10 protein-coding genes, 40 tRNA genes and 4 rRNA genes are annotated in these 20402 nt (G+C 44.2%); 4 read left to right on the forward strand and 50 right to left on the reverse strand.

Annotated features, from left to right (window positions below):
• Positions 1 to 7 precede the first annotated feature (7 nt).
• From MHI04_RS17105 to MHI04_RS17230, 26 genes are all read right to left on the reverse strand, one after another.
• Entirely contained in the window at positions 8 to 934 is a 927-nt protein-coding gene (locus MHI04_RS17105) for a dipeptidase (RefSeq protein WP_089934526.1), read from the reverse strand.
• Between the two features lie 47 nt (positions 935 to 981).
• A complete protein-coding gene (locus MHI04_RS17110) occupies positions 982 to 1431 on the reverse strand; it encodes a TraR/DksA C4-type zinc finger protein (protein ID WP_089934527.1) in 450 nt (149 codons plus the stop codon).
• A 75-nt stretch (positions 1432 to 1506) separates the two neighbouring features.
• Positions 1507 to 2268 (reverse strand): MerR family transcriptional regulator, encoded by a 762-nt coding sequence (locus MHI04_RS17115; RefSeq protein WP_036123132.1) that lies wholly within the window; start codon positions 2266 to 2268, stop codon positions 1507 to 1509.
• An 844-nt stretch (positions 2269 to 3112) separates the two neighbouring features.
• Entirely contained in the window at positions 3113 to 4315 is a 1203-nt protein-coding gene (locus tag MHI04_RS17120) for a diaminopropionate ammonia-lyase (protein ID WP_342535048.1), read from the reverse strand.
• A 260-nt stretch (positions 4316 to 4575) separates the two neighbouring features.
• A tRNA-Glu gene (locus tag MHI04_RS17125) sits at positions 4576 to 4647 on the reverse strand.
• A gap of 2 nt (positions 4648 to 4649) precedes the next feature.
• Positions 4650 to 4740, reverse strand: a tRNA-Ser gene (locus MHI04_RS17130).
• Between the two features lie 9 nt (positions 4741 to 4749).
• A tRNA-Asn gene (locus tag MHI04_RS17135) sits at positions 4750 to 4826 on the reverse strand.
• Positions 4827 to 4833: 7 nt separating this feature from the next.
• Positions 4834 to 4907: transfer RNA gene (locus MHI04_RS17140), tRNA-Ile, on the reverse strand.
• Between the two features lies 1 nt (position 4908).
• Positions 4909 to 4982: transfer RNA gene (locus MHI04_RS17145), tRNA-Gly, on the reverse strand.
• Between the two features lie 5 nt (positions 4983 to 4987).
• Positions 4988 to 5063 (reverse strand) — tRNA-Phe (locus MHI04_RS17150).
• A gap of 57 nt (positions 5064 to 5120) precedes the next feature.
• Positions 5121 to 5196 (reverse strand) — tRNA-Asp (locus MHI04_RS17155).
• 3 nt (positions 5197 to 5199) lie between these two features.
• Positions 5200 to 5274: transfer RNA gene (locus MHI04_RS17160), tRNA-Met, on the reverse strand.
• A gap of 53 nt (positions 5275 to 5327) precedes the next feature.
• Positions 5328 to 5420, reverse strand: a tRNA-Ser gene (locus MHI04_RS17165).
• A gap of 15 nt (positions 5421 to 5435) precedes the next feature.
• Positions 5436 to 5512 (reverse strand) — tRNA-Ile (locus MHI04_RS17170).
• A 7-nt stretch (positions 5513 to 5519) separates the two neighbouring features.
• Positions 5520 to 5593: transfer RNA gene (locus MHI04_RS17175), tRNA-Met, on the reverse strand.
• Between the two features lie 27 nt (positions 5594 to 5620).
• Positions 5621 to 5696: transfer RNA gene (locus MHI04_RS17180), tRNA-Ala, on the reverse strand.
• A 16-nt stretch (positions 5697 to 5712) separates the two neighbouring features.
• Positions 5713 to 5789 (reverse strand) — tRNA-Pro (locus MHI04_RS17185).
• Between the two features lie 7 nt (positions 5790 to 5796).
• A tRNA-Arg gene (locus MHI04_RS17190) sits at positions 5797 to 5873 on the reverse strand.
• A gap of 8 nt (positions 5874 to 5881) precedes the next feature.
• A tRNA-Leu gene (locus MHI04_RS17195) sits at positions 5882 to 5970 on the reverse strand.
• 5 nt (positions 5971 to 5975) lie between these two features.
• Positions 5976 to 6050, reverse strand: a tRNA-Gly gene (locus MHI04_RS17200).
• A 35-nt stretch (positions 6051 to 6085) separates the two neighbouring features.
• A tRNA-Leu gene (locus MHI04_RS17205) sits at positions 6086 to 6170 on the reverse strand.
• A gap of 17 nt (positions 6171 to 6187) precedes the next feature.
• Positions 6188 to 6263: transfer RNA gene (locus MHI04_RS17210), tRNA-Lys, on the reverse strand.
• Between the two features lie 7 nt (positions 6264 to 6270).
• A tRNA-Thr gene (locus MHI04_RS17215) sits at positions 6271 to 6346 on the reverse strand.
• A gap of 3 nt (positions 6347 to 6349) precedes the next feature.
• Positions 6350 to 6425 (reverse strand) — tRNA-Val (locus MHI04_RS17220).
• A 10-nt stretch (positions 6426 to 6435) separates the two neighbouring features.
• Positions 6436 to 6551, reverse strand: a 5S ribosomal RNA gene (gene rrf, locus MHI04_RS17225).
• Between the two features lie 319 nt (positions 6552 to 6870).
• Entirely contained in the window at positions 6871 to 7941 is a 1071-nt protein-coding gene (locus MHI04_RS17230; RefSeq protein ID WP_082673677.1) for a cysteine desulfurase family protein, read from the reverse strand.
• Positions 7942 to 8041: 100 nt separating this feature from the next.
• Here MHI04_RS17230 and nadB point away from each other — a divergent pair, with 100 nt between their 5' ends.
• From nadB to MHI04_RS17250, 4 genes are all read left to right on the forward strand, one after another.
• Positions 8042 to 9628 carry an L-aspartate oxidase gene (nadB, locus tag MHI04_RS17235; protein ID WP_342535049.1) on the forward strand — a complete coding sequence of 529 codons (1587 nt, stop codon included), beginning with the start codon at positions 8042 to 8044 and terminating at the stop codon, positions 9626 to 9628.
• Positions 9585 to 10445 carry a carboxylating nicotinate-nucleotide diphosphorylase gene (nadC, locus tag MHI04_RS17240; RefSeq protein WP_342535050.1) on the forward strand — a complete coding sequence of 287 codons (861 nt, stop codon included), beginning with the start codon at positions 9585 to 9587 and terminating at the stop codon, positions 10443 to 10445. Before nadB ends, nadC begins: the two co-directional genes overlap by 44 nt.
• A complete protein-coding gene (gene nadA, locus MHI04_RS17245) occupies positions 10432 to 11535 on the forward strand; it encodes a quinolinate synthase NadA (protein ID WP_058843236.1) in 1104 nt (367 codons plus the stop codon). The genes nadC and nadA overlap by 14 nt, the downstream gene beginning before the upstream one ends.
• Before the next feature lie 197 nt (positions 11536 to 11732).
• Positions 11733 to 12149 (forward strand): VOC family protein, encoded by a 417-nt coding sequence (locus MHI04_RS17250; protein ID WP_342535051.1) that lies wholly within the window; start codon positions 11733 to 11735, stop codon positions 12147 to 12149.
• 60 nt (positions 12150 to 12209) lie between these two features.
• Here the strand turns inward: MHI04_RS17250 and MHI04_RS17255 are convergent.
• The 24 genes from MHI04_RS17255 to MHI04_RS17370 all read right to left on the reverse strand — a co-directional run bounded on the left by MHI04_RS17255 (position 12210) and on the right by MHI04_RS17370 (position 20390).
• A tRNA-Glu gene (locus tag MHI04_RS17255) sits at positions 12210 to 12281 on the reverse strand.
• Between the two features lie 2 nt (positions 12282 to 12283).
• Positions 12284 to 12374, reverse strand: a tRNA-Ser gene (locus tag MHI04_RS17260).
• A gap of 9 nt (positions 12375 to 12383) precedes the next feature.
• Positions 12384 to 12460, reverse strand: a tRNA-Asn gene (locus MHI04_RS17265).
• Positions 12461 to 12467: 7 nt separating this feature from the next.
• Positions 12468 to 12541 (reverse strand) — tRNA-Ile (locus MHI04_RS17270).
• A gap of 1 nt (position 12542) precedes the next feature.
• A tRNA-Gly gene (locus MHI04_RS17275) sits at positions 12543 to 12616 on the reverse strand.
• A gap of 5 nt (positions 12617 to 12621) precedes the next feature.
• Positions 12622 to 12697 (reverse strand) — tRNA-Phe (locus MHI04_RS17280).
• 57 nt (positions 12698 to 12754) lie between these two features.
• A tRNA-Asp gene (locus MHI04_RS17285) sits at positions 12755 to 12830 on the reverse strand.
• Positions 12831 to 12833: 3 nt separating this feature from the next.
• Positions 12834 to 12908 (reverse strand) — tRNA-Met (locus MHI04_RS17290).
• A gap of 53 nt (positions 12909 to 12961) precedes the next feature.
• Positions 12962 to 13054, reverse strand: a tRNA-Ser gene (locus MHI04_RS17295).
• Positions 13055 to 13069: 15 nt separating this feature from the next.
• A tRNA-Ile gene (locus MHI04_RS17300) sits at positions 13070 to 13146 on the reverse strand.
• A gap of 7 nt (positions 13147 to 13153) precedes the next feature.
• Positions 13154 to 13227 (reverse strand) — tRNA-Met (locus tag MHI04_RS17305).
• 27 nt (positions 13228 to 13254) lie between these two features.
• Positions 13255 to 13330, reverse strand: a tRNA-Ala gene (locus tag MHI04_RS17310).
• Between the two features lie 16 nt (positions 13331 to 13346).
• Positions 13347 to 13423, reverse strand: a tRNA-Pro gene (locus MHI04_RS17315).
• A 7-nt stretch (positions 13424 to 13430) separates the two neighbouring features.
• Positions 13431 to 13507 (reverse strand) — tRNA-Arg (locus tag MHI04_RS17320).
• Between the two features lie 7 nt (positions 13508 to 13514).
• Positions 13515 to 13603 (reverse strand) — tRNA-Leu (locus tag MHI04_RS17325).
• A 5-nt stretch (positions 13604 to 13608) separates the two neighbouring features.
• A tRNA-Gly gene (locus MHI04_RS17330) sits at positions 13609 to 13683 on the reverse strand.
• A 35-nt stretch (positions 13684 to 13718) separates the two neighbouring features.
• Positions 13719 to 13803: transfer RNA gene (locus MHI04_RS17335), tRNA-Leu, on the reverse strand.
• Positions 13804 to 13820: 17 nt separating this feature from the next.
• Positions 13821 to 13896: transfer RNA gene (locus MHI04_RS17340), tRNA-Lys, on the reverse strand.
• 7 nt (positions 13897 to 13903) lie between these two features.
• A tRNA-Thr gene (locus MHI04_RS17345) sits at positions 13904 to 13979 on the reverse strand.
• Positions 13980 to 13982: 3 nt separating this feature from the next.
• Positions 13983 to 14058, reverse strand: a tRNA-Val gene (locus MHI04_RS17350).
• 10 nt (positions 14059 to 14068) lie between these two features.
• Positions 14069 to 14184, reverse strand: a 5S ribosomal RNA gene (gene rrf, locus MHI04_RS17355).
• Between the two features lie 190 nt (positions 14185 to 14374).
• Positions 14375 to 17302 (reverse strand): 23S ribosomal RNA (locus MHI04_RS17360).
• A gap of 367 nt (positions 17303 to 17669) precedes the next feature.
• Positions 17670 to 19221: ribosomal RNA gene (locus tag MHI04_RS17365) — 16S ribosomal RNA — on the reverse strand.
• Together the 16S, 23S and 5S rRNA genes with 20 tRNA genes alongside form the textbook arrangement of a ribosomal RNA operon.
• A gap of 269 nt (positions 19222 to 19490) precedes the next feature.
• A complete protein-coding gene (locus MHI04_RS17370) occupies positions 19491 to 20390 on the reverse strand; it encodes a DMT family transporter (RefSeq protein WP_089935024.1) in 900 nt (299 codons plus the stop codon).
• Between the last annotated feature and the right edge of the window lie 12 nt (positions 20391 to 20402).

Genomic DNA, 20402 nt, shown 5'->3' on the forward strand with positions numbered 1-20402 from the left:
GGCAGCCTTAACGGGTTGCTGCTTTTTTTATATAACGTCTGAAATTTTGACTTGCGATACCATGCACTTCTTCGGCTGAAAAACGTGAGCGTAGTGCCTCTACTAAATTTTGTGCTTCTCCTGCATGCGCTAAGCCTTTGACAGTCCTATCAATCCCATCGAAATCTGAACCTAATCCTATGTGCTCGACACCTACTAATTTTGCTAAATGCTCCACATGATCCACTAAATGTTCTAGTGTTGCATCTTTACCAATGAAGGGTGGGAAGTAAACTACATGGATATGTCCCCCATGTTCTACAAGCGCCTTTGCTTGGGCATCCGTTAAATTACGTGGGTGGTCACATAGTGTACGTGCATTACTATGACTTGCAAGAATATGCTTCGCTAAAGGCAACACGTCCCAAAAGCTTTGTTCATTCAGATGAGAGACATCAATAATAATATCTCGCTCATTTAGTAATTGTATAACTTCTTGACCAAACGGCTTCAATCCTAAACTTGCATCCTGTTCAGCTCCATGTGCAACAGCATTTTCTTCATTCCATGTTAAGCCTACTAATTTTACACCAGCATCTAGTACGGCTGTCAGTTTTGCTAAATCATCACCAATGGCATTGCAGCCCTCTAAGCTTAAAATAGCTCCTATCTCATGTGGAGCTATTCGGTCTAACTGCGCCCAATCTGTTATATGCACCATGCCCTCTGTTTGTAAAACATGGGTATGAAATGCTTCAATTTGGCGCATGACCTCAAGAAATTGCAGATTTTGTGGGATTTCTGGGTCAATAAAGATGGCGAATACTTGAGCCTCTATTTGCCCTAATTGCAGTCTTTTTTGATTGGTATGAAGACGCTCATCCTCTGCAAAATTTGCCGTTTCAAGAGTTGTTAATTTTAAAAGCGCATCACAATGTAAATCAATAATCTTCATATCCTCACCTCTACAGCTATTATACTGCTTTCACGAGGAAAAACTTACTAAATTTTATCTTGCGGTGTATCGGAAGAGCCAAATTCCTCAAGTTCAATAAAATCATCAGATCTTGGTGTTGAAGATAGTACATCTTCTTCCACCGGTCGTAAATTTTCTTCTTTCTGTTCTGCATGCTCCACGCATGTCAGAGCTTGCGGCATAGCCTCTAAACGTCCTAATGGAATGTCTTCACCACAGACCACACATTTACCATATGTTCCGTCTGCCATTGCTTGAAGAGCTTTTTTAATTTCCTCCGCATTGTCGCCAAGATGCTCATCCATAGCCATTTCTGTTAGCTGATCCGTTAAATCACTCGCATTATCAGCAGGATGATTATCATAATTAGATAGCTCTGTCGCTTGGGGACGCTCTGATTCCTCTAATCGTCGTTCAATTTCTTGCAATTCTTGCTCTAGTTGTCTTTTTAATTGTTGCATTATTTGTTGATCCAAAAAAATCTCCTCCTCATGCCTTCATTTTTTCCTAATTTACGATTTCTAAAACATGTCAGCATAAGGAAGACCTATTTATTTACTCGTGTAAGCTATGATTGCATCGTGTAAAAATTGTGCAGTTCCCATTGCACCTCGCTCATCATAATAAGCCGTAAATCGTTCGTCAGCTATATACATTTGTGCAAGTCCTGCATGGGCCTCTTGAGAATATTCATTCCATGTAAAGCTTAGCCAGCGTTTATGCAATTCTGCCACTTCCATCGCAATGTCACTTGTAGGATTCCCGAGCTCCATAGCCTCTGCTAACCGCTCAAACATTTGCTGTTCTAGCTCTTGCATCGCCTGATATTGTTGCTCTGTCATATTCATAAGCTTAGCATTCGAAGCATCCACTGTGCCTTCTCCATATTTCGCACGAATTTCTTGTCCGTATTGCTTTTCATTATCTTCGATTAACCTTTCTTTAAAACCCTTAAATTTTTCTTCATTGGACATCGGTTGTTCCCCCTCAATGGATTGTATTGTTTTTTCTACCGTCTGTAAGATTGTTACAAGTTGTTCCTGGCGTTGAAGCAAAGCTGCTCTATGTGTTTTTAGCGCCTCTGCATGTTGAAAATTTGGCGCCTTAATAATCGCTTGAATCGTCGCAAGTTTCATATCTAATGCACGATAAAATAAAATCTGCTGTAGCATATCGACCTCCAATTGGCCATAGAATCGATACCCTGCCTCATTTGTTCTGGCTGGCTTCAGCAACCCAATTTCATCATAATAACGCAATGTTCTCGTGCTAACACCCGACAATTGAGCAAGCTCCTGAATGGAATATTCCATGTGCTCACCTCCTTTAATGCTACTGTAAACTTTGACGCAACGTTAAGGTCAAGACAAAATAAAAAATATTAATCGAACTATAATCAGCCTTTCAGAATATATAATTTCATAAAAATCTATAATCCGAGTTTTTATAAGCCGATATGAATAATAAATATTTCACAGGAACGTGATAGGATGAAGTGCCCAAATTGTCACCATAAGAGTCATACAAAACAAGTACTAACTTTGCCTTCTCCATCCCTCTTTACAGTATGCTTGACCAATTTGGATGGATTGCTAAGCCACTTTCAGCAAATGAAGTTCGTGCTGTTGCGAATGTTTATGAAAACAGTCAACTATCTATTATTGAAACAGAATCCACTAACGAAGCAGACGCTATACTAGCTGGTCAATTCGTGTAAGCATTCCGTTTGTATTATGAGATGGCACTCAATGAGGGTGATTTTTATTGGATTGCTGATATGCTTGCACTTGGCAGTTCAGCTTATCAAAAATTAGAGAAATATAGTAATGAAATTACATATTACTTCTATTTAAAACAATGGGGTATTAGATGTACAATTTTCAAATGGTCAATACTATGTGAATATGAACGAAACGTGTGATTTTTATGATGCACAAGAAAATTATCAATTCTATGATTGCTATAAGACCTATACTGTTACAATAGATGATTATGGTGCTTTTAAAATTGCCCATATTACTATTCACTAATAAGGTCTTTTACAATCGTAAAATAAGCAAGGAAAAAATAAACTATCGCGAGATACTCTTATTTCGCAATAGTTCGTTTCTTCTGCATTGTTTTGGTAGTTTAAAAATGATCCAGCTATCTTACTGTTCATTGATTCGCATATTTCCCATGCCACACTATGTGATGATAATTCTTTTTATCTGTGTCACCCTCTGTATTAATAAACAACACCCCCGCATGTTCGTCTAGCTGTAGGTCGAGTATTAAATCTTTGTAGTGTTCATTAGTCATTAATTCATAAAAGCAACCAAACGGAGCCGCTCCTGATTCTCCTGCTATAATACGTGAGTCTGAAGCCAATGGATTTGCAAGAACGCGCATTCCTGTTGCTGCTATTTCTTCTTCACAGGAGATGCTTATTTTTATATGGGCTTTTAAGAGTCGCCAAGCCTGTGGATTAGGTTCACCGCAAGCAAGGCCCGCCATTATGGTTTTCATCTCTCCACCAACAGTTACATATTGCTCAGTACCTGCCTTAAAGCTCTCATAATAACAATTAGCAACATGTGGCTCAACTAACACAAATGTAATATCCTGCTCATAATATTGTTGTAAAAAAGCTACTACTGCCCCTGCAAATGACCCAACACCAGCTTGTAAAAATACATGTGTCGGAGCTTGCTGCATCTGTTCAACGATTTCATGTACAAGTGTTGTGTAGCCTTGCATAATCCATAATGGTATTTCTTCGTAGCCATCCCACATCGTATCCTGAATCAGGACCCAGCCATTTTCTTGTGCTAGCTGCGAGGTATAACGCACGGTTTCATCATAATTCATTGTCGTTATTTCAGCATAGGCTCCTTCTTTTTTAATATGCTGTAAACGTTCATCGGCACTGCCAGCTGGCATATATATTCGCGCTTGATACCCCAGTTCACGAGCCGCCCATGCCACACCACGACCATGGTTACCATCTGTTGTTGAAATAAAGGTTAAATTACCTATCTGCGCTTTTACTTCTGATGATTTTAATTGTTCAAACGATAGTTCCTCTATATTTTTCTGGAGTCTATTGGCAACATACTGCGCAATTGCATAAACTCCGCCTAATACTTTAAATGCGTTTAAGCCAAATCGATAGGATTCGTCTTTTACCAAAATTTTTTCTACACCCATCCATGAAGCAAGTGAATCAAGATGATGGAGAGGTGTCTTTTCAAATTGCTCATATGTACGTAGAAATTGCCCCACTTTCTTTACTTGTTCCAATGTAAAATATGGCAGTAAAGCTGTTCCGTCATTTGCTTTATCCAGCTGATTGTGCACCCACTTTAATTTTTCATTCATTCCTATCCCTCCTTTATCATTAGCTTAGTCCATCTAGCTTCAAAATACAAAATTATACAATACAGAACTTACATTTGTCTAAGTTCCTTGTTATGCGTTTATGATCCCCTACGGAAAAGGGAGAAAAATTTCTTAACTTCCTATATAATTAACAAGCCTTCACAGATTCGATGTTCTGTGAAGGCTTCATTTTTATAGTAACTATGTTATCAAATCAATTAAAAAGTGCAGTAGATGTAATTCATCTACTGCACTTAGTATGACCCGTACGGGATTCGAACCCGTGTTACCGCCGTGAAAGGGCGGTGTCTTAACCACTTGACCAACGGGCCAATGGCGGAGAAGGAGGGATTTGAACCCTCGCGCCGGTTACCCGACCTACACCCTTAGCAGGGGCGCCTCTTCAGCCTCTTGAGTACTTCCCCACATAAAAATGGCTCCGAAGGCAGGACTCGAACCTGCGACAACCTGATTAACAGTCAGGTGCTACTACCAACTGAGCTACTTCGGAATAATGATGGGCCTAAATGGACTCGAACCATCGACCTCACGCTTATCAGGCGTGCGCTCTAACCAGCTGAGCTATAGGCCCTTGGAGCGGGTGATGGGAATCGAACCCACGACATCAGCTTGGAAGGCTGAGGTTTTACCATTAAACTACACCCGCATAAATGGTGGGTCAGGACGGAATCGAACCGCCGACACTTAGAGCTTCAATCTAATGCTCTACCAACTGAGCTACTGACCCATTTCGTCCATGCTAAGCTTATTTTCTTTTGCTTTTCATATCTTCTTATGAAAATAATGGCGGTCCCGACCGGGATCGAACCGGCGATCTCCTGCGTGACAGGCAGGCATGTTAACCGCTACACCACGGGACCATTTGGTTGCGGGGGCCGGATTTGAACCAACGACCTTCGGGTTATGAGCCCGACGAGCTACCACTGCTCCACCCCGCGATAATTTTATACGGTTTCGAGTTTTTAAAGCACCATTTATAAAGATTTAAAACTGGAGGAGGTAGAGGGATTCGAACCCCCGCGCGGTGTTACCCGCCTGTCGGTTTTCAAGACCGATCCCTTCAGCCAGACTTGGGTATACCTCCGTTGCAATATATAAATGGTGGACCTTGCAGGACTCGAACCTGCGACCGGACGGTTATGAGCCGTCTGCTCTAACCAACTGAGCTAAAGGTCCTTTAAGATGGCGGCAGAGGGGATCGAACCCCCGACCTTACGGGTATGAACCGTACGCTCTAGCCAGCTGAGCTACGCCGCCAGGATCTTTATACTGGTTAATTTATTATGGTGGAGCCTAGCGGGATCGAACCGCTGACCTCCTGCGTGCAAGGCAGGCGCTCTCCCAGCTGAGCTAAGGCCCCATAATTTCTTTGGAAATGGTCGGGAAGACAGGATTCGAACCTGCGACCCCTTGGTCCCAAACCAAGTGCTCTACCAAGCTGAGCTACTTCCCGTTCTTTTTGGCGCGCCCGACAGGAGTCGAACCCATAACCTTCTGATCCGTAGTCAGACGCTCTATCCAATTGAGCTACGGGCGCATTAAAAATGGTGCCGAGGACCGGAATCGAACCGGTACGGTAGTCACCTACCGCAGGATTTTAAGTCCTGTGCGTCTGCCAGTTCCGCCACCCCGGCACATTTGGAGCGGAAGACGAGGTTCGAACTCGCGACCCCCACCTTGGCAAGGTGGTGTTCTACCACTGAACTACTTCCGCATGTGCATAAGTTTTTTTATCTGGCAATGAAATAATGGTGCGGGTGAAGGGAGTCGAACCCCCACGCCTTGCGGCGCTAGATCCTAAGTCTAGTGCGTCTGCCAATTCCGCCACACCCGCTTATTATTATTTAAAAATGGTGAGCCATGAAGGACTCGAACCTTCGACCCTCTGATTAAAAGTCAGATGCTCTACCAACTGAGCTAATGGCTCTAAAAAATGGTGCCGGCTATAGGAATCGAACCCACGACCTACTGATTACAAGTCAGTTGCTCTACCTGCTGAGCTAAACCGGCATATGGTGGAGGATGACGGGCTCGAACCGCCGACCCTCTGCTTGTAAGGCAGATGCTCTCCCAGCTGAGCTAATCCTCCTGGGTATTATGCCTAGCGACGTCCTACTCTCACAGGGGGAAGCCCCCAACTACCATCGGCGCTAAAGAGCTTAACTTCCGTGTTCGGTATGGGAACGGGTGTGACCTCTTTGCCATCATCACTAGACTTGCACATGGATGTGCTGGCTTCTGCGTTCTTAGCAGAAGTTTCTTTATGTATCTTGTTTTGAAGTTGTTTACCTGTCCTTCAAGACAAGAATTATTGTATAACGTTTTCTCACATTGTGCAATACTTTTTTATAAAAAAAAGAAATTATTACTTTTTGAAGTTATTTTTGCTAAGTAAGAGAAAATATTGCCCTGCAAAATATTATAACAATTGTTGTTTCAAAAGAAAACAATTATTTTATTTCACCTATTTTCTTAGCTTATAATCTATTTCTAAACAAGGAAAGGGTATAGAAAACCCTTCACTTGTTGTTTCATTAAATAGTTAAAAGCTCTTGTTTCAATCTTAGAATTTCTTCAAATGTAGTGGAAGCTCCAAAAGATAGTCTAAAAAATTGGCGTGCTGCTTCCAAAGAGTAACCCATTGATAAAATGGCTTTCGTTCCAGATTCACTATGAATATCACATGCACTACCCGTCGAAATACAGATTCCTGCCTCATTTAACTTTAAAAGAACATATTGTCCCTCTATTTTATCCATCATTACGCCACAAATAGTAGGCAATTGTTGGTTACATTCTATTAATTGGCATGTTTCAGGCAAATTGTTTTTCAAAAATCTTCTTAAAGTCTCATAATGTTGTCTTTCATATTGATAGTTTTCAATTGCTGCCGCAAAGGCTACAATTGCTGGTGTATCTAATGTGCCGCCTCTTAAACCCCTCTCATGAGTCACACCCGGTGTTAAGGCAGGTACTCGGAGCGCAGGATTCAGATAGACAGCACCACACCCCTTTGGTCCACCTATTTTATGAGCTGAGATTGTGATGGCATCTACTCCACTTGGTATAGCAAGCTTCCCAAATGATTGTACACAGTCAATATGGCTGAAAACATCAGATTTTTTAGCCATCTCTATTATTTTCTCTACAGGCTGAATAGCACCAATTTCAGAATTGACATGTTGAATTGTAATCAAAGCCGTATCTTTGCGGATTGCTTGCTGTAATTGTTCAAGGTCAATCCATCCATCCATCTGTAAAGGCAATTTTGTCACTATAAAACCCATTTTCTCAAGCGTATTCAACGCTGCATGCACAGACGTATGCTCAGCTTGAGATGAAATAATGTGTTTTCCTTTTTTAGAGGCCAGCGCTAATGACAAGATAGCCAGGATATTTCCTTCTGTCCCGCTCCCTGTAAAAATAATACCGTCACTATTTACGCCTAAAGCATTGGCTACAACCTCTCTTGATTGCTGGACAAAATAATAGGCTTGTCCTCCTAAATCATGAAGACTTGCACTATTTCCATAATACCGCTGTGCTACCTCTACATAAGCTGCAAGAGCCTCCTTCGTCATCGGTGATGTCGCAGCATAATCCATATAAATCATTGTCTTCTCCCTCTCTAGTTCATCAAGTCTTGTTTTCTTTTTTATTTTATGTAAAGATAAGTGTCAAGACAACTGTAAAGAGGGTATAACTATGGATGTAAAGGCAGATGTCCTTATAATCGGCAGTGGAATTGCTGCACTTCAAGCTGCTTTACTGCTCGAAGAACATTTTCAAGTACAAATTGTTACAAAATCATCTCTTTATATGAGTAGTTCTTATCGTGCACAAGGTGGCATCGCTGCTGTTACAAGTGAGAAAGATCATATTGAACACCACATTGCTGATACATTGAAAGCTGGAGAATATCATCACGAGAAAAAACATGTTACTACACTCATAGAAGATGGCACTAAAATCATGCAGAAATATTTAAAGACTGGTCTCCCTATCGATCGTCATGTTGATGGAAAACCGGCTCTAGGACTCGAAGGGGCACATAGTCATCATCGTATTCTACATGCAGGTGGTGATCGTACTGGTCAAATTTTCATAGATTACTTACTTCATAAACTTTCGCCTAAAACAAAGGTGAATTGCTATGAAATGGCTTATGAGCTTTTACGGAATACAGATGGTGACTGCATAGGCGCACTTACCAAAGGACAAAAAGGCATTACACGCTATTTGGCCCATCATGTCATTTTAGCGACAGGTGGTGCAGGTGCACTCTATTCAAGCACATCTAATTGTCCAACCAATACAGGTGACGGCATCGCGTTAGCATTTCGCGCAGGTGCTGCCATCAGTGATATGGAATTTATGCAGTTCCACCCTAGTCTGCTTTGGTGTGAAAATGAGGCGAAGGGATTAGTTTCCGAAGCTGTTCGAGGTGCTGGTGGCATCTTTGTCGATGCACAGCGTCAGCCCATTATGACAGGCTTACATGCCCAACTTGACTTAGCACCAAGACATATTACGGCACTTGCACTTTTTAAAAAACGTGCTGCTGGTGAGGAGACGTTTATTGATATTACTAACATTCAAAATTTTGAAGTGAAATTCCCAACAATTGCTCAGCTTTGCTATGACAATCAAGTTTATTTACAAGATGGCTTAATTCCTGTAGCTCCAGGAAGTCATTTCTTAATGGGGGGCGTTATTGCTGATGACAAAGGAAGAACCACTATACCTAATCTATATGCAGTGGGGGAAGTTGCCTGTACAGGTGTCCATGGTGCGAACCGTTTAGCAAGTAACTCCCTATTGGAAGGTATTACGTTTGGGCAAAGAATGGCTCAGTTCATCATTCAACATGGTTGCCATCAAAAAAATTTCACACATGACCACCATCAATGTGCTGAAATAATGCCATCTTTATTTAGCAAACAGCAGTTACAGCAATACATGATGCAGTTTTTAGGCATCGTGCGAAACGTTAATGACTTGCAGCATTTTATTCAGCAATTACCCTCCTTACAATCACTTCTTTATACGAATCTAAAGGGTCTAGAACAAGCTGAATTGGAACTATTTATGATGCATGTTGTTGCAACATTAATGGCACATGCTGCAATTACACGAACGGAAACGCGTGGTGCTCACATTCGTACGGATAAATTAGAAATGGACGCACACTGGGCAAGTCGTTGGATTATTTTTTCGCAAGGCCAAATGAAAGTGAGGAACTCATTGTATGAATATCATCAAACTCGAGGAAATGCTCAAGCAATTTTTTAATGAGGATTTAGGTGATGGGGATTTATCGAGTGAATATATCTTTTCAGCTGAACAGCAGGGATCATTTTCTTTTTATGCTAAAGAAAATGGGGTTTTCTGCGGGGCGCTCATTATTGAGTATGGCTTTCACTTACTCGATCGATCAATAAAAATCCAACTTCTAAAAAAAGATGGAGAGACAGTAAAGACCGGTGATGTGCTTGCTGTGGTAAAGGGACCCTTACAAAAATTATTAATAGGTGAGCGCGTTATATTAAATCTTATTCAGCGTATGTCCGCTATTGCGACAGCGACCCATCATGCCGTTCGAGAAACAGCTGGTACGCATGCGAAAATATGTGATACGCGTAAAACCATGCCTGGATTGCGTATGTTGGATAAATATGCTGTTAGAATCGGTGGTGGCTTTAATCATCGTAATGGCCTGTATGATGCCATCATGCTAAAGGATAACCACATTGCCTTTGCTGGTAGCATTACAAAAGCTGTTCAGGCTGCTAGAGCAAAAGTCGGTCATACTGTAAAAATCGAAGTGGAAATTGAAACAGAGGACCAGCTAGAAGAAGCCATCATTGCTGGAGCAGATATTATTATGTTTGATAACCGTAGTCCAGAAGAAATACGAGCATGGCTTCCCACTGTCCCTTCTTCTATTGTGACAGAGGCATCAGGAGGCATCACACTTGAAAATTTAAAGGCCTATGCACAATCAGGTGTTCAGTTTATTTCACTTGGTTCATTAACGCATTCCGTTAAAGCCTTTGACATTAGTGCACTCGTTCAAATGAAAGGAGATCATTCCCTTGTCCATAACTAGTTTATTACAACAAACGACACTACTTCCAGAGCATTACCGGGCATTATCCGTAAAGGAAATGGAATCTCGTATTTTATCAATAAAGCAAAAATTAGGATCTAAACTATTTATACCAGGACATCATTATCAAAAAGATGAAGTCATTCAATTTGCAGATGCGACTGGTGATTCCCTACAGTTAGCTCAATTATCTGCCGCAAACAAAGAAGCTGAGCATATTGTATTTTGCGGTGTGCATTTTATGGCTGAAACTGCTGATATGCTGACAACGAAACAGCAACATGTCTATTTACCAGATATGCGTGCAGGTTGTTCAATGGCTGATATGGCTGATATTTATCAAACAGAACAAGCATGGCCGATTCTTCAGCAACTCTTTGGTGATACAATTATCCCGCTAACTTATGTCAATTCAACTGCTGCCATTAAAGCCTTTACGGGAAGACATGGTGGTGCCTGTGTCACTTCATCGAATGCTAAGGAGCTTGTTCAATGGGCATTTACACAAAAACAGCGTATTTTCTTTTTACCTGACCAACATTTAGGAAGAAATACTGCCTATGATTTAGGTATTCCACTTAAAAATATGGCTGTTTGGAATCCCCATAAGAATATACTTGAAACAAATGAGCCGCTTGAGAACATTCAGGTTATTCTATGGAAAGGTCATTGCTCTGTACATGAAGGATTTACGGTTCACCATACGGAGGTCGTTCGCAAAGAACATCCAACTATGCAAATTATTGTTCACCCTGAATGCAGTCGTGAAGTTGTAGCAGCTGCTGATGATGCAGGTTCCACAAAATACATCATTGAGACAATCAATCGTGCACCAAGCGGATCGGCATGGGCTATTGGAACAGAAATGAATCTTGTCAATCGCATAATGAAGCAGCATCCAGATAAACATATTATCTCTTTAAATGAAAATTTTTGTCCTTGCTTAACAATGAATCGCATTGACCTTCCCCATCTGTTGTGGAGCTTAGAAAGTATTGAGCAGGGGCAACCACATAACCGTATCCAAGTAGATGAATATACTACAGCTGAAGCACTTAGCTCTCTCGAAAGAATGCTAGCACGAGGATAATTAGGTTGCTTTAAAAGCAGAGATGGTGTAAAAAAACGTCTCTGCTTTTTATGTTCATATAACATCTATTTTGAATAGCTTAAACAACTGCCATTTTCAAATGCATCATCATCGATCCAATCAAAGAATATCCATCTATTGCTGAAATTGACATGGCTTTATGCTCTATGCTACTGTCGATTTGGAGGTGAAAATAAATGGCTTTTCAATCGAAAAATATTTTTATCAATTTACCAGTGAAAGATCTAAACAAATCCATCAACTTCTTTAAGGAACTAGGTTTTGAGTTCAATCAACAATTTAGCGATGAGACTACAGCCTCAATGATTATTAGTGAAAATATCTTCGTATTAATGATGGTGGAAGAACGATTCAAAGGGTTTAGTAAGAAGGAAATTACAAATACTACTACGTCTGCAGAAGCAATTTTATGTCTATCTGCTGAAAATCGAGAGCAAGTAGATCAATTAGTAAATAAGGCACTGGCCTCCGGTGGTAAATCTTATAATGAACCCCAAGATCATGGGTTTATGTATGGCTGGGGATTTCAGGATGTAGATGGGCATATCTGGGAAGTAGTTTATATGGATGAAAATGCATTGAATCAAGAGTAATATTTATATCTATGAATATGAAAAAACAGTAGATGCGTGTGCATCTACTGTTTTTTAGTATGACCCGTACGGGATTCGAACCCGTGTTACCGCCGTGAAAGGGCGGTGTCTTAACCACTTGACCAACGGGCCAATGGCGGAGAAGGAGGGATTTGAACCCTCGCGCCGGTTACCCGACCTACACCCTTAGCAGGGGCGCCTCTTCAGCCTCTTGAGTACTTCCCCACATAAAAATGGCTCCGAAGGCAGGACTCGAACCTGCGACAACCTGATTAACAGTCAGGTGCTACTACCAACTGAGCTACTTCGGAATAATGATGGGCCTAAATGGACTCGAACCATCGACCTCACGCTTATCAGGCGTGCGCTCTAACCAGCTGAGCTATAGGCCCTTGGAGCGGGTGATGGGAATCGAACCCACGACATCAGCTTGGAAGGCTGAGGTTTTACCATTAAACTACACCCGCATAAATGGTGGGTCAGGACGGAATCGAACCGCCGACACTTAGAGCTTCAATCTAATGCTCTACCAACTGAGCTACTGACCCATTTCGTCCATGCTAAGCTTATTTTCTTTTGCTTTTCATATCTTCTTATGAAAATAATGGCGGTCCCGACCGGGATCGAACCGGCGATCTCCTGCGTGACAGGCAGGCATGTTAACCGCTACACCACGGGACCATTTGGTTGCGGGGGCCGGATTTGAACCAACGACCTTCGGGTTATGAGCCCGACGAGCTACCACTGCTCCACCCCGCGATAATTTTATACGGTTTCGAGTTTTTAAAGCACCATTTATAAAGATTTAAAACTGGAGGAGGTAGAGGGATTCGAACCCCCGCGCGGTGTTACCCGCCTGTCGGTTTTCAAGACCGATCCCTTCAGCCAGACTTGGGTATACCTCCGTTGCAATATATAAATGGTGGACCTTGCAGGACTCGAACCTGCGACCGGACGGTTATGAGCCGTCTGCTCTAACCAACTGAGCTAAAGGTCCTTTAAGATGGCGGCAGAGGGGATCGAACCCCCGACCTTACGGGTATGAACCGTACGCTCTAGCCAGCTGAGCTACGCCGCCAGGATCTTTATACTGGTTAATTTATTATGGTGGAGCCTAGCGGGATCGAACCGCTGACCTCCTGCGTGCAAGGCAGGCGCTCTCCCAGCTGAGCTAAGGCCCCATAATTTCTTTGGAAATGGTCGGGAAGACAGGATTCGAACCTGCGACCCCTTGGTCCCAAACCAAGTGCTCTACCAAGCTGAGCTACTTCCCGTTCTTTTTGGCGCGCCCGACAGGAGTCGAACCCATAACCTTCTGATCCGTAGTCAGACGCTCTATCCAATTGAGCTACGGGCGCATTAAAATGGTGCCGAGGACCGGAATCGAACCGGTACGGTAGTCACCTACCGCAGGATTTTAAGTCCTGTGCGTCTGCCAGTTCCGCCACCCCGGCACATTTGGAGCGGAAGACGAGGTTCGAACTCGCGACCCCCACCTTGGCAAGGTGGTGTTCTACCACTGAACTACTTCCGCATGTGCATAAGTTTTTTTATCTGGCAATGAAATAATGGTGCGGGTGAAGGGAGTCGAACCCCCACGCCTTGCGGCGCTAGATCCTAAGTCTAGTGCGTCTGCCAATTCCGCCACACCCGCTTATTATTATTTAAAAATGGTGAGCCATGAAGGACTCGAACCTTCGACCCTCTGATTAAAAGTCAGATGCTCTACCAACTGAGCTAATGGCTCTAAAAAATGGTGCCGGCTATAGGAATCGAACCCACGACCTACTGATTACAAGTCAGTTGCTCTACCTGCTGAGCTAAACCGGCATATGGTGGAGGATGACGGGCTCGAACCGCCGACCCTCTGCTTGTAAGGCAGATGCTCTCCCAGCTGAGCTAATCCTCCTGGGTATTATGCCTAGCGACGTCCTACTCTCACAGGGGGAAGCCCCCAACTACCATCGGCGCTAAAGAGCTTAACTTCCGTGTTCGGTATGGGAACGGGTGTGACCTCTTTGCCATCATCACTAGACTATGGTCGACCTTCAATACACGGCGTATTACTGCGTCAGCTGCTCTCGTTCAATCAGTCACGTACAGAAGTACGCTCCTTCAATCACTCGTTTGCTTCCTTGTTCTACTTGTGTCTTGAAGCTCTTTTTTTATTGAAAGTTTTGTTCTTTCAAAACTGGATAAACGGTTCATTGAATGGTTCAAACATTTTGGTTAAGTCCTCGATCGATTAGTATTCGTCAGCTCCATGTGTCACCACACTTCCACCTCGAACCTATCTACCTCATCGTCTTTGAGGGATCTTACTTACTTGCGTAATGGGAAATCTCATCTTGAGGGGGGCTTCATGCTTAGATGCTTTCAGCACTTATCCCGTCCACACATAGCTACCCAGCGATGCCTTTGGCAAGACAACTGGTACACCAGCGGTGTGTCCATCCCGGTCCTCTCGTACTAAGGACAGCTCCTCTCAAATTTCCTACGCCCACGACGGATAGGGACCGAACTGTCTCACGACGTTCTGAACCCAGCTCGCGTACCGCTTTAATGGGCGAACAGCCCAACCCTTGGGACCGACTACAGCCCCAGGATGCGATGAGCCGACATCGAGGTGCCAAACCTCCCCGTCGATGTGGACTCTTGGGGGAGATAAGCCTGTTATCCCCGGGGTAGCTTTTATCCGTTGAGCGATGGCCCTTCCATGCGGAACCACCGGATCACTAAGCCCGTCTTTCGACCCTGCTCGACTTGTAGGTCTCGCAGTCAAGCTCCCTTGTGCCTTTACACTCTACGAATGATTTCCAACCATTCTGAGGGAACCTTTGGGCGCCTCCGTTACCTTTTAGGAGGCGACCGCCCCAGTCAAACTGTCCGCCTGACACTGTCTCCTGCCCCGCTAAGGGGCATGGGTTAGAATTTCAATACAACCAGGGTAGTATCCCACCGACGCCTCCTTCGAAGCTGGCGCTCCGAGATCTCTGGCTCCTACCTATCCTGTACAAGTTGTACCAAAATTCAATATCAGGCTACAGTAAAGCTCCACGGGGTCTTTCCGTCCTGTCGCGGGTAACCTGCATCTTCACAGGTACTATAATTTCACCGAGTCTCTCGTTGAGACAGTGCCCAGATCGTTACGCCTTTCGTGCGGGTCGGAACTTACCCGACAAGGAATTTCGCTACCTTAGGACCGTTATAGTTACGGCCGCCGTTTACTGGGGCTTCAATTCGCAGCTTCGCTTGCGCTAACCACTCCTCTTAACCTTCCAGCACCGGGCAGGCGTCAGCCCCTATACGTCACCTTACGGTTTTGCAGAGACCTGTGTTTTTGCTAAACAGTCGCCTGGGCCTATTCACTGCGGCTCTCATGCGCTTGCACGCTCAAGAGCACCCCTTCTCCCGAAGTTACGGGGTCATTTTGCCGAGTTCCTTAACGAGAGTTCTCTCGCACACCTTAGGATTCTCTCCTCGACTACCTGTGTCGGTTTGCGGTACGGGCACCTCTCACCTCGATAGAGGCTTTTCTTGGCAGTGTGAAATCAGGAACTTCGTCCATACGGACTCGCCATCACAGCTCAACGTTACAGTGTGCGGATTTGCCTACACACACGCCTTACTGCTTGGACGCGCATAACCAACAGCGCGCTTACCCTATCCTACTGCGTCCCCCCATTTCTCAAACGGTGAGGAGGTGGTACAGGAATATCAACCTGTTGTCCATCGCCTACGCCTATCGGCCTCGGCTTAGGTCCCGACTAACCCTGAGCGGACGAGCCTTCCTCAGGAAACCTTAGTCATACGGTGGACGGGATTCTCACCCGTCTTTCGCTACTCATACCGGCATTCTCACTTCTAAGCGCTCCACCAGTCCTTCCGGTCTGACTTCAACGCACTTAGAACGCTCTCCTACCACTGACATCGTAGATGTCAATCCACAGCTTCGGTGAATCGTTTAGCCCCGATACATTTTCGGCGCAGCGTCACTCGACCAGTGAGCTATTACGCACTCTTTAAATGATGGCTGCTTCTAAGCCAACATCCTGGTTGTCTGTGCAACGCCACATCCTTTTCCACTTAACGATTACTTTGGGACCTTAGCTGGTGGTCTGGGCTGTTTCCCTTTTGACTACGGATCTTATCACTCGCAGTCTGACTCCCGTGTATAAATATCTGGCATTCGGAGTTTGTCTGAATTCGGTAAACCGGGATGGCCCCCTAGTCCAAACAGTGCTCTACCTCCAGTATTCTCATCACGAGGCTAGCCCTAAAGCTATTTCGGAGAGAACCAGCTATCTCCAAGTTCGATTGGAATTTCTCCGCTACCCACACCTCATCCCCGCACTTTTCAACGTGCGTGGGTTCGGGCCTCCAGTAAGTGTTACCTTACCTTCACCCTGGACATGGGTAGATCACCTGGTTTCGGGTCTACGACCACGTACTATTTCGCCCTATTCAGACTCGCTTTCGCTGCGGCTCCGCCTTCTAAAGCTTAACCTCGCACGTAATCGTAACTCGCCGGTTCATTCTACAAAAGGCACGCTATCACCCATTAACGGGCTCTAACTACTTGTAGGCACACGGTTTCAGGATCTCTTTCACTCCCCTTCCGGGGTGCTTTTCACCTTTCCCTCACGGTACTGGTTCACTATCGGTCACTAGGTAGTATTTAGCCTTGGGAGATGGTCCTCCCGGATTCCGACGGAATTTCACGTGTTCCGCCGTACTCAGGATCCACTCAGGAGAGAACGAACTTTCGACTACAGGGCTTTTACCTGCTCTGGCGGACCTTTCCAAGTCGCTTCATCTAACTCGCTCTTTTGTAACTCCGTATTGAGTGTCCTACAACCCCAAGAGGCAAGCCTCTTGGTTTGGGCTCTTCCCGTTTCGCTCGCCGCTACTCAGGGAATCGATTTTTCTTTCTCTTCCTCCAGGTACTTAGATGTTTCAGTTCCCTGGGTCTGCCTTCAAGACGCTATGTATTCACGTCAAGATACTACGCGATTAAACGTAGTGGGTTCCCCCATTCGGAAATCTCCGGATCAAAGCTCACTTACAGCTCCCCGAAGCATATCGGTGTTAGTGCCGTCCTTCTTCGGCTCCTAGTGCCAAGGCATTCGCCGTGCGCCCTTAATAACTTAACCTAACGGCTTTCAATACACATCACATTTCGTTGTCAGCTTCACTCGTTCAATCAGTCACGTACTCAAATACGCTCCTTCATTCACTCGGTTGCTTCCTAGAACTGCTCGTGTCTTGAAACCTTTTAATGTTATTAAGCCTATAAAAAAACTTAAAAAATAAATGTGTTTGTTACAATTTCAATGTCGTTTTATCCAGTTTTCAAAGAACAAAGCTACTGCCTGCTTCTACATCTCGCAGCTTTGCGACGAAAGCGTAGCGACAGGAGCACATAATTAGAAGTAATTCATTCAGAAGAATGAACCTTCAAAACTGAACGCAAAACGTAATCTTACAAACCCTAGGTTTGTATTCCGAAATAATCCTTAGAAAGGAGGTGATCCAGCCGCACCTTCCGATACGGCTACCTTGTTACGACTTCACCCCAATCATCTATCCCACCTTCGGCGGCTGGCTCCAAAAGGTTACCTCACCGACTTCGGGTGTTACAAACTCTCGTGGTGTGACGGGCGGTGTGTACAAGGCCCGGGAACGTATTCACCGCGGCATGCTGATCCGCGATTACTAGCGATTCCGGCTTCATGTAGGCGAGTTGCAGCCTACAATCCGAACTGAGAACGACTTTATCGGATTAGCTCCCTCTCGCGAGTTGGCAACCGTTTGTATCGTCCATTGTAGCACGTGTGTAGCCCAGGTCATAAGGGGCATGATGATTTGACGTCATCCCCACCTTCCTCCGGTTTGTCACCGGCAGTCACCTTAGAGTGCCCAACTAAATGATGGCAACTAAGATCAAGGGTTGCGCTCGTTGCGGGACTTAACCCAACATCTCACGACACGAGCTGACGACAACCATGCACCACCTGTCACCGTTGCCCCCGAAGGGGAAACTATATCTCTACAGTGGTCAACGGGATGTCAAGACCTGGTAAGGTTCTTCGCGTTGCTTCGAATTAAACCACATGCTCCACCGCTTGTGCGGGCCCCCGTCAATTCCTTTGAGTTTCAGTCTTGCGACCGTACTCCCCAGGCGGAGTGCTTAATGCGTTAGCTGCAGCACTAAGGGGCGGAAACCCCCTAACACTTAGCACTCATCGTTTACGGCGTGGACTACCAGGGTATCTAATCCTGTTTGCTCCCCACGCTTTCGCGCCTCAGTGTCAGTTACAGACCAGATAGTCGCCTTCGCCACTGGTGTTCCTCCAAATCTCTACGCATTTCACCGCTACACTTGGAATTCCACTATCCTCTTCTGCACTCAAGTCTCCCAGTTTCCAATGACCCTCCACGGTTGAGCCGTGGGCTTTCACATCAGACTTAAGAAACCACCTGCGCGCGCTTTACGCCCAATAATTCCGGACAACGCTTGCCACCTACGTATTACCGCGGCTGCTGGCACGTAGTTAGCCGTGGCTTTCTAATAAGGTACCGTCAAGGTACAGCCAGTTACTACTGTACTTGTTCTTCCCTTACAACAGAGTTTTACGAACCGAAATCCTTCTTCACTCACGCGGCGTTGCTCCATCAGGCTTTCGCCCATTGTGGAAGATTCCCTACTGCTGCCTCCCGTAGGAGTCTGGGCCGTGTCTCAGTCCCAGTGTGGCCGATCACCCTCTCAGGTCGGCTACGCATCGTCGCCTTGGTGAGCCGTTACCTCACCAACTAGCTAATGCGCCGCGGGCCCATCCTATAGCGACAGCCGAAACCGTCTTTTAGTGTTTCACCATGAGGTGAAACAGATTATTCGGTATTAGCCCCGGTTTCCCGGAGTTATCCCAAACTATAAGGTAGGTTGCCCACGTGTTACTCACCCGTCCGCCGCTAACGTCGAAGGAGCAAGCTCCTTCTCTGTTCGCTCGACTTGCATGTATTAGGCACGCCGCCAGCGTTCGTCCTGAGCCAGGATCAAACTCTCCATAAAAGAAATTTGAATAGCTCAAATTGTTTTGCTGGCATCATTTTGATGTCCAAAATTTTGTTTCATTCACTAACCGAAGTTAGTTACCGAAAACTTTATTGATTACGTTTTGCTTGTTCAGTTTTCAAGGTTCATTTTATTCGAGTCGTTTTCAGCGACTTTATTATCATATCTTGTTCACAACAAGAAGTCAACAACTTTTTAAAACTTTATTTTCAAGCGTTCCTTCTTGTTAAGGACAAGTAATAATATATAATATAGCATTATAAAAATCAAGCATTTTTCGTAAAAAAATTAAAAATCTTTTTAACATCGATGACAAACAATAGAATCCCTGCTAATACAATCAATCCACCAATGATTTGTGTCATAATCAAATACTCTTTAAATATCAGCAAGGCTAAAAGAGCTGCCCCTACAGGTTCAAATAATATAGCGATTGAAACAACATTCGTACTAACATATTTAATAGACCAATTAAATAGAGTATGACCCAATAAATTAGGGACTAACGCTAATAAGAAAAACCATAACCAATCCATCGAAGAGTATGGACCAAAAGATTCTCCTTTAATCAATACATAAAAAAGTAAAGTAATGGTACACACAACATACACAACCATCGTATACGTCATTAAAGATAATCTTTTACGCACATCCTGCCCTAATAGAAAATAAGCCGTAGCAAGCGCACAAGCAATGAGCGCGAGTATATCTCCATAAAAAGCTGTTCCACTTACTTTAAAATCTCCCCAACTGATTAACACACTACCTACTATAGCGATGGTACCTGCAACGATCGTTTTCTTTGTTATCTTCTCTTTAAAGAAAAAGTATGTTCCCACAAATGCAAACAACGGCTGTAATGTCACCAAAACTGTAGAGCTTGCAACTGAAGTATAGTTGAGTGATTCAAACCATAAAATAAAATGGAAAGCTAAAAAGATTCCCGCAACTGAAGAAAATAACCAATCACGTCTCCTTAAAGCTGTTAACTCCTTTGTATACTTCCTCAAAAATAACGGTGCCATTATTAAAACAGAAAATAGCATACGATAAAAAGCTATGATGCCAGCTTCCGCTGATGCTAATTTCACAAAAATAGCGGACATGGATACTGAAATAACACCAATTACGATTGGGATGTATGGATGAATTTTAGGTTGCTCCAAAAATCTCACCTC

The sequence above is a fragment of the Lysinibacillus sp. FSL K6-1151 genome (genome assembly GCF_038630755.1).
Taxonomy (GTDB): Bacteria; Bacillota; Bacilli; order Bacillales_A; family Planococcaceae; genus Lysinibacillus; species Lysinibacillus fusiformis_D.

What these genes read in the sequence shown, in the direction of transcription:
- MHI04_RS17105 (WP_089934526.1), bottom strand. Translation starts at nt 934, where the DNA reads ATGAAGATTATTGATTTACATTGTGATGCGCTTTTAAAATTAACAACT.
- MHI04_RS17115 (WP_036123132.1), bottom strand. Translation starts at nt 2,268, where the DNA reads ATGGAATATTCCATTCAGGAGCTTGCTCAATTGTCGGGTGTTAGCACG.
- MHI04_RS17120 (WP_342535048.1), bottom strand. Translation starts at nt 4,315, where the DNA reads ATGAATGAAAAATTAAAGTGGGTGCACAATCAGCTGGATAAAGCAAAT.
- MHI04_RS17230 (WP_082673677.1), bottom strand. Translation starts at nt 7,941, where the DNA reads ATGGATTATGCTGCGACATCACCGATGACGAAGGAGGCTCTTGCAGCT.
- nadB (WP_342535049.1), top strand. Translation starts at nt 8,042, where the DNA reads ATGGATGTAAAGGCAGATGTCCTTATAATCGGCAGTGGAATTGCTGCA.
- nadC (WP_342535050.1), top strand. Translation starts at nt 9,585, where the DNA reads ATGAATATCATCAAACTCGAGGAAATGCTCAAGCAATTTTTTAATGAG.
- MHI04_RS17250 (WP_342535051.1), top strand. Translation starts at nt 11,733, where the DNA reads ATGGCTTTTCAATCGAAAAATATTTTTATCAATTTACCAGTGAAAGAT.